We start from the raw sequence: 8,431 nt of genomic DNA, 5'->3' as shown, positions 1-8,431 counted from the left end.
CCGGAACCTCGATCTTGTCACCAGGCTTCGCATCCTCCGGAACCGGAACAGTGATCTCACCGGTGTTCTCATCAACCTTCACACCCTCCGGAGCATTCTCACCCGGGGTGAACTTGGTGCCCTCAGGAGCCTCGGTGTCCTTACCGTCCTTGTCCTTAAAGGTCGGAGCGTCGATCGTGACGTCATCACCCGGCTTACCAGAGCCATCCTCGTAACCCGGCTCGACCTTGTCGGCGTCCTTGTCACCAGGCTGCTCCGGAGCATCGGGCTCCTCAACCGTGACGGTAACAGTCACCTCATCAGTCGAACCATCCGGGTAGGTCACAACGACCGGAACCTCGATCTTGTCACCAGGCTTCGCATCCTCCGGAACCGGAACAGTGATCTCACCGGTGTTCTCATCAACCTTCACACCCTCCGGAGCATTCTCACCCGGGGTGAACTTGGTGCCCTCAGGAGCCTCGGTGTCCTTACCGTCCTTGTCCGTGAACTTAGGCGCATCAATCGTGACGTCATCACCCGGCTTACCAGAACCATCCGTGTATTCAGGGGTGAAGTCATCCTTCTGCTCAGTCTTCGGTGCTTCGTCCACGACCTTGAACGGAGCGTCAGCGCGAGCGACGATGCGACCCTGTGTCTTCGGGTTGCCGGACTCATCCTTTACGGGGTCACCGTTCTCATCGAGAACCGGAACCTGCAGAGCCTCGTCGCGCATCACGACTGGGATGTTGATGGTCTCGCCGGCCTGCTCGGCGGTCGGAGTGAACGTCACAACACCGGTCTTGGGGTCAACCTCGACCTGGTCTTCAGTGACGCCCTCAGGCAGCTCGCCGAGCTCAAACTTTGCCTGTTCCGGCTTGGTTTCCTCAGGCTCGGTTGCCGGGTTGTCGAACTTCGGCTGAGAGTCAGCCTTTTCGTCTGCCTTGGCATCGACTGGGTCGTACTTGAGGTAATCACGCGAGACTGCGAAAGCGTCCATTGCCAAGACAAGGTCGTTGGCCGGATCCGGGTTACCAGCGGTGACCTTCAGGCGAGCGGTGTATGTGTCACCCGTCTGAGCATCCGCCGGAACCTCCAGCTCACAGCTCGGGATCTTGGTTGCGGCGTCAGCTCTTTGGGTCTGACACCTCTTAACGAACTTGCCGTCCTTGTCGTACCATTCGATGTAGTACTGCAGGTCATCGGAGATCGGAAGGCCTGCAGTATCGGTCTGGACCTTGTCACCGAGGTTGGCCCAGTTGTCAGTGGTGTTCTTGTCGACAACATCGAACTTCAAGGCCTGCGGAGTAAGCGCGATGTTCCAACCGGTGTAGCCATCAGTGGTGTTACCGATGTACGCGCCGTCACCGCCGAAGAGCTGTGCGTTAGCACCAGCATTCAGGTCAGCACCGAAGCCCGGACCCGCCCACTGGCCAAGCGACCACGGGTAAAGCGTACCGATGTTGTCCGGCAGCGGGTTGCCGTCCTTGTCAAGAATGCTGACGTAGCTCCAGTGCATGTTGACGTGCTTGGAGTTGAGGCCACCGTTCTCCCAAGCTCCCTCCTTGTGGGAACCTGCGAGCTTGCCGAACTTGTCTGCAGACACGATTCCACGGCTGTTGTAGGAGTTTCCGTAGATACCCTTCCAGCGCAGCTCGAACTTACCGTCAGTGCCGGTGGTGGTGGTCAGGGTTTCTGCGATCCAGCCTTCTGGATCCGCTGCTACCTGCTCATTGATCCACTTCTGCAGACCCTGCTCATCAGCAGGGGTCCAGTCCTTGCCACGCAGGGTCTTGCCCGCGAAGTTGCCCTTCGCGTACGCCTCAATCTTCTTCACCGCGTCATCGGTGAGGTAAGAGCCAACAACCTTCATGCCAGCGGCAGGAATGTCCTTGCCACCAAAGGCGCTCACAGTGTTGTGGTTCAGACCTCCCTGCAGCACGTCAAGGTTCCAGAAAGCTCGACCAGCGTAGGTACCATCGTTACCACCCGTTCCAGTGCTTTCTGCCCACTTGTTTTCCGGCAGGTGCTGCGGCAGTTTGTCCTTCTGGGCGTACTGGATGGTCATGCCGGTGATCTTGTTGTCACCCCAGGGCGCATCACCCTGGGTGGTCGGCGTCGTGTTTGCGCCGATGCCCGGGAAGATACCAGCTGCCGGCTGGTGCACCAGACGGTACGTGTCCGTCATATCTTCCGGAAGTTCGGTCCACACGCGGATCTTTTCGCGGTTTTCGTCCCAGCTCCAGTCACCGCCGTTGGGGGTACCTACAGAGGCATCCGCACGGAACTCACGGGTCACACCGAGAGCATCGGTGTACGGGGCCATGTTGATGGTGAAGTTACCGTTAGCATCACTCTCGGTGTAGTACACCGGGGAGGAGTGCTGGGTGTTTTCACCCTCGTACCACTGGGCGTAGACCTTCACACCCGGAATGGCCTTAGCGGAGTCCTGGACGTTACCAAAACCAACCTTGGCCTCTACGATTTCCTTAACGGAACCGGAGATGGTGCCCTTCTGGCTTGCCTTACCCGGCGAGTAGATGGCCTTGTCAGAACCAGTTGTCGGCGCCTCAGCAGCCGGCTGATCCTCCTGCGCAACCGCAGCCGGAGCGGCCTGCGTCTGCACAACAACGGTGCCGGTGGTTGCCAGCGCCAGCACAGCGCCAGCGGCTGCGATGGACTTCATGCTGTTGTTCTTGAAGCCGAGGGCCTTCGCCCCGAAACCAGTACGGATGGTTCGTCCGCGCAAGTTCGACATGAGTTAAGTCCTTTCCTAAGACTTCTCTAAGTTTCTTGAGGCCTACCCATGTCGAGTAGGCCACACGTCATGACCTCCACACACCAGCAATCCGCTGTCCAAGAAGATTGCACGCGAGCGCAAGTCTCTTCACGAAACCTTATTCGCTATTCAGAAACAAAGCGACCGATACTAACTCGAAGATGAACCACTATTCATGTATATTAATTACACACTCCTATCAATTCCCTCTAGCCCCGAGCTTCAATAAACCCAAACTCCAAACCCTCCGAAGCACGCCTTTAAACCACCCTAGATATAGTCGTCGCACAGCAGGGGAGTATTTTATACCTCGCCAGCCGAAGCGCGTCTGCCACCGAAGTCGATGAGAAAGTCGATATAAACCGCTATTGTTCAACAATCTACTTCGTCTAACTGATAGCCATTTTCGGCCCCAGCCCGATCAGAACGCCCCCTCTATGGCAGCCGCCACTGGAACCATTCGACTACATTGTTATGCAAAAATAGCCACATCACACCGCACTTCAACCTAGGAGCCAGCGCAAGAACCTCGAACCGCGCGAGAGGATCAGCAGCGATTCATAGCCCAGTCACTATATAAAACTGTTATATTCTCCTGGATATACACCCCCGCATATACCCCCAGAATCTTAAGCTAACGTCCAAACTTAACCAGGGTATCCCCCGAAAACACGACGGGCCCTGACCTATCTCGCTGCGCACCCACACAACACAGACCCAAGGGGCGCCCGCATCATTCTCACGACTCACTAAGCCCAAAGCGTTCCACCCGCACAAGAAAATGCAATCTGCGGAAGTAGAGGGATTTGAACCCCCGGATGGTTTCCCATCGCTGGTTTTCAAGACCAGTGCATTCGGCCGCTCTGCCATACTTCCAACGCGGCTCAATACCGCTCAAAACATCTTACACCCCACACCACAACGCACCCATTCCCAGCCGCACAATGATTCATTAGGGTGGAGTCCATGAGCATCACCACAAACGCAATCATCCAGACCGATACCGAAAACCCCAGCTCCCTGGCCTGGCAAACCACCAGCATCGCCGACCCCCAACCCGGCGAAGCCCTGGTGCGCATCCACTACGCTGGCGTCAATAGAGCAGACACCCTCCAAGCCCAAGGCCACTATCCCCCACCCCGCGGCACCACAAACATCATCGGGCTCGAAGCCGCAGGCGTGATCGAAGACCCCAACGGAGCCACCCGCCCCGACAGCTCCCCTTGGCACCCGGGCGACGAAGTCGCAGTCCTGCTCTCCGGGGGCGGGTACAGCGACTACGCCACCGTGCCCGAAGGCCAACTCCTCCCCATCCCCGCCGGGTACAGCCTCGCCGAAGCCGCCAGCGTGGTGGAAGTTGCCTGCACCGTCTGGTCCAACATCATGATGACCGCCCACTTACGCGAAGGCGATACCATCCTCTTCCACGGCGGTGGCGGAGGCATCGGCATCTTCGGCATCCAACTAGCCAAAGCCCTCGGCGCCACCGTGGCCGTCACCGCCGGCTCCGAAGAAAAGCTTCACGTATGCCGCCGCTACGGCGCGGACATCCTCATTAACTATAAGGAAGAGGACTTCGCCGAGGTCCTCACAGAACACGGCGGGGCGGACGTGATCCTGGACATCATCGGCGCAAAATACCTCGACCGCAACATCACGGCCCTGGCCCCCGACGGGCACATCGTGATCATCGGCATGCAAGGCGGCGTGAAGGGCGAACTAAACATCGCCAAGCTACTCAACAAACGCGGCAACATCAGCGCCACCGGCCTGCGCTACCGCGACAACCAAGACAAGGCGCGCATCGTCGCCGAAACCCTGCGCAACGTCTGGCCCCTGCTGGAAAACGGGAAAATCACCCACCACATCGACCGGATCATGCCCATCGCCGAAGCCGCCGCCGCGCACAAGGCACTGCTGGCCGGGGAAGTCACCGGCAAGATCGTGCTCGAACTGCCGCAGAGCTAGGAGCGGCGAGCCAAGCTCGCGGCCCGGCGCCAGGCAAGCGATCGCGGCGACCTAGGCGCGCGGCTTGGTAAGCCGCCCGCTCCCGCGGGCTCCGCGCCCGCGCCGCCGCGGCCACCCGCCCGTCTGCACCAACACCAGCGCCGCCAGCACCAACAGCAGGCCAGCCCACTGCACCAGCGAAAGCCTCTCGCCGACGAACACCACTCCCAGGAACGTCGCCGTCACCGGGCTCAACACGCCCAGGATCGCCACCTGCACCACGTCCAACTTGGCCAAACCGTGGAACCAAATACCATACGCAATCAGGGCGCCGAAGATCGTCAGATACGCATAACCCAACACATTCTGGCCGGTCAGGTGATCCGGCAACCCCTCCATCACCAGCAGCAACGGAACCAGGAACAACCCGCCGAAAGTCAGCTGCCAGCCCGTCACCGCCAGCTGCGGCACATCGTCCGGCTTACCCCACTTCTTCGCCAGAATCGCACCCAGACCCATGCACACACTGGCGCCCAAGCCCGCGAGGATGCCGCCGGTATTCAGGGCCGCGGCGGGCGTCAATACCAAACAAGCCACACCCACCACGGCAACGAGCGCGCCGATCACCTGGTACGGCTGAATGCGCGTGCCCAACAACGCCGGGCTCAGGGCGATCACCCACAGGGGCGCGGTGTTCGTCACAATCGCCGCCACGCCGCCCGGCAGCAGATACGCCGCCGCGAACAGCAGAGCAAAGAAGCCGCCGATGTTCACAACCCCCAACACCGCGGACCTCCACCACCACTGCCCGCGCGGCAGCCTACGAAACCACAGCAGCAGCATCAAACCCGCAGGTAGCGCACGCAGCACACCCGCCAGCAGAGGCCGCCCAGGCGGCAGCAGGTTCGTGGTGACGATGTACGTCGTTCCCCAAATTATCGGTGTAAGCGCAGTAATCAGTCGAAGCACACGGCCACGCTATCTTACGGACGCCACCACCCGCACCAGCTGGTCCACATCATGCACGGTGTTGTGCGGGGCGAACCCGACGGAAACTGCACCGGCCTGATCCAGCGCCGAGCCCAGCGCCGAGGCTGCGTCTGCGGCCGAGGCCGTATCTGAGTCCGCGCCCCTGCGAACGTGACGACCACGGGAGTTCGCGCCCGGCGCAGCCGGCCCAGCGGCCGACTGCTCCTCGAAGACCCCCATGCGCTCCAGCAGCTGCGACTGGCCCGGCGCGACCACACCCGCGACCACACCATTAGCCAGCAGGCGCTGCACCACCACGCCCGCGGGCACGCCATCCACCAGGAAGCTCACGCGCGGCACGCGGTCCACGGCGGCGAACTCCTCCAGCACGTGGCCGTCCCCATCCACGCCGATCACGTGGACAGTGCCGAGGCTCTGCAGACCTTCCACCAGGTGCGTTGCCAAGGAATTCAGGTAGTCCGCGGCGTGCGGCAGACCCGTCTTCAACCGCGTGCGGCGGGTGCCGCGGGCGGAATCATCCAGGCGGGCCAGGTGGTCCACGGCCTCCGCCACGCCACCCAGCAGCCCCTCGGACACGCCACCCACGCCCACGCCATGGCCAGAGCGGAACACGGCCTGACGGGTAGCATCGTCCTTAAACACCAGCGCGCCCACATTCGGGCCGCCCAGGCTGGCAACATCCAGGGCCAGCACGTCCGCGCCCATCTGCTCCACGTCCACCACGCGGTACGGGGCGAAGGAATCCACGTCCACCACCAGCAGCGCCCGGGACTTCGCCCGCACACAATCCGCGATGGCACGCACATCCGTCACCGCACCCACGTAACGATTCGCGGCGGAAACCGCGACCACCGAAGTCTCCGGCTCCACCAAGTTCGTGAACTGCCAGGCCGGCAGCACACCGCTGGAAAGATCCGGCTCCGCCCAGCGCACCCGCGCGCCATACAGATCCGCCGCATGCTTCCACGGTGCCACGTTCGCCGGATCATCGATACGTGAAAGCACGACCTCCTGGCCCAGACGCAGGCGCCGGTACAGAGCGTGCGCCAAATCATCCAGCAGCGCCTCGCGGGAAGCGCCCAGCACCACATTCTCCGGCCGCGCGCCCGTCAGATCCGCAATCGCAGTACGCGCGGAATCGCCGAAAGACTCACCAATGCGGCGACCCAGGCGCTGCGCGCGGGAATGCGAACCCGTCGTGGACTCCGGCGGCTCCAGCAAAGAAGCCACCCGGAAACTCCGCGCCACCGCCGAAGACACCCTCTCCGGCACCTGCGGGAAATCCTGCGCGTTTAAGTACGTCCAGCCATCCGACAGCGATGCATACAACCCCCGGACCCGTGGCACATCGAACACTGGACTACTCCTTACATTCCTTATATATAGACTGCTTCGGACGGTACTTTCCGCACCTCGCGCCGTCTTCTGCGGCTCGCGGCTGCGCCCCTCAAAGGGCGATGAGCATTCCCCGGCCCGGCTGCGAAACCAACCCACTGCGCTAGGCAGGGGCTCGCTGCGAGGGGCCGGGACTCAGCCCACTGCACGGTAGGCAGGTCTCAGCCCACCGCAGGCGAGCCGGAGAACTAACCTCAACCGATACTAGCGCCCAATCCGGACAGGCAACACCGTGCCCGGTCGCGGCCGCGGACCGGCGCCTCGCGCCGCGGGGAACTGCAGCCGCTAACTGCCGCCCGCGCCGCCACTAAAGCGAAAGCGGGACTCGCCGGGAATAGGAGGTGTGGGCGTCACAAAGTAAAATAGACTGCCTCAAAGCAACAGCAACGAAAACGCGAAGCAGTAAGAAGCAGGACCACATGCCACAAAAAATGCCAGAGGCCGCGGATCTACAGCGGATCACCGCCGCGGCAGACGGCGACATCCCAGCTAGCAACTCCCAAACCTTCGGTGCGGCGTGGGCCGACCTGAAGAAGGGGCTTGCGCAGCGCGAACTATGGCTCGCGCTCGGCTGGCAAGACATCAAGCAACGCTACCGGCGCAGTACCCTCGGGCCCCTCTGGATCACCATCGCCACCGGCGTGATGGCCCTAGCCCTCGGCCTGCTGTACAGCCTGCTGTTCCAGCAAGACCTCGCCAGCTTCCTGCCGCACGTCGCCGTCGGCCTGATCCTGTGGGGCTTCATTTCGGGCTGCATCAAAGACGGCTCGGAAGTGTTCATCGCCAACGAAGGGCTGATCAAGCAACTGCCCTCCGCCCTGTCGGTGCACGTGTACCGCCTGGTGTGGAAGCAATTCCTCTTCCTGCTGCACAACCTTGTGATCTGGCTCGTGCTGCTGGCCGTGTTCCGCCCATCGCTCGGCTGGGAAGTGCTGCTGGTCGTACCCGCCATGGCCCTAATGATCGCCAACGGCATCTGGGTGACCATGTTCTTCGGCATCATCGCCACCCGCTTCCGCGACGTAGCCCCGCTGCTGGATTCGCTAGTCCAACTAGCCTTTTATATGACGCCCATCGTCTGGACCACCAAAACCCTGCGCGACCAAGGCGGGGCAGTGGCCGAGCGAGCAAAGATTGCGGAGATCAACCCGCTGTACCACTACCTGGAGATCGTCCGCGGGCCGATGATCGGCGAGCCAGTCCCCGCCTACCACTGGGGCATCGTGGGCGTGCTGACCGTGCTGGGGCTTGCACTGGCCCTGCTGGTGATGCGCCGCTGGCGCTTCCGCGTGAGCTACTGGGTTTAGCCGCGCTGGCGGGCTTGGGCCCGCCAGCCGCGAC

5 protein-coding genes and 1 tRNA gene are annotated in these 8,431 nt (G+C 61.9%); 2 read left to right on the top strand and 4 right to left on the bottom strand.

Annotated features, from left to right (window positions below; translation table 11 throughout):
* Positions 1 to 2,737: YPDG domain-containing protein (locus Q0331_RS04930; RefSeq protein WP_298075360.1), on the bottom strand; the 2,737-nt coding region annotated here is incomplete at its 3' end.
* Positions 2,738 to 3,549: 812 nt separating this feature from the next.
* Positions 3,550 to 3,634, bottom strand: a tRNA-Ser gene (locus Q0331_RS04925).
* Between the two features lie 90 nt (positions 3,635 to 3,724).
* Here Q0331_RS04925 and Q0331_RS04920 point away from each other — a divergent pair.
* The gene (locus tag Q0331_RS04920) at positions 3,725 to 4,726 is read left to right on the top strand and encodes an NAD(P)H-quinone oxidoreductase (protein ID WP_298075359.1); all 1,002 of its coding nucleotides are present in this window, start codon (positions 3,725 to 3,727) and stop codon (positions 4,724 to 4,726) included.
* A 51-nt stretch (positions 4,727 to 4,777) separates the two neighbouring features.
* On the opposite strand, the gene Q0331_RS04915 is transcribed toward Q0331_RS04920, so the two are convergent.
* Together Q0331_RS04915 and Q0331_RS04910 are read right to left on the bottom strand one after the other, a co-directional pair.
* Complete coding sequence (locus Q0331_RS04915) at positions 4,778 to 5,674, bottom strand: EamA family transporter (protein WP_298075358.1); 897 nt, start codon at positions 5,672 to 5,674, stop codon at positions 4,778 to 4,780.
* Between the two features lie 9 nt (positions 5,675 to 5,683).
* Positions 5,684 to 7,051: an aminotransferase class V-fold PLP-dependent enzyme gene (locus Q0331_RS04910; RefSeq protein ID WP_298075357.1), complete on the bottom strand. Its 1,368-nt coding sequence runs from the start codon at positions 7,049 to 7,051 to the stop codon at positions 5,684 to 5,686.
* Positions 7,052 to 7,509: 458 nt separating this feature from the next.
* Between Q0331_RS04910 and Q0331_RS04905 the strand changes: the two genes are divergently transcribed.
* Positions 7,510 to 8,397 (top strand): ABC transporter permease, encoded by an 888-nt coding sequence (locus Q0331_RS04905; protein ID WP_269944704.1) that lies wholly within the window; start codon positions 7,510 to 7,512, stop codon positions 8,395 to 8,397.
* Positions 8,398 to 8,431 lie beyond the last annotated feature (34 nt).

It is taken from the genome of uncultured Corynebacterium sp., from assembly GCF_937999985.1.
Classification (GTDB): Bacteria; Actinomycetota; Actinomycetes; order Mycobacteriales; family Mycobacteriaceae; genus Corynebacterium.
Note: the sequence above shows the minus strand (reverse complement) of the source record. Positions and strands in the feature narration are given on the sequence as shown.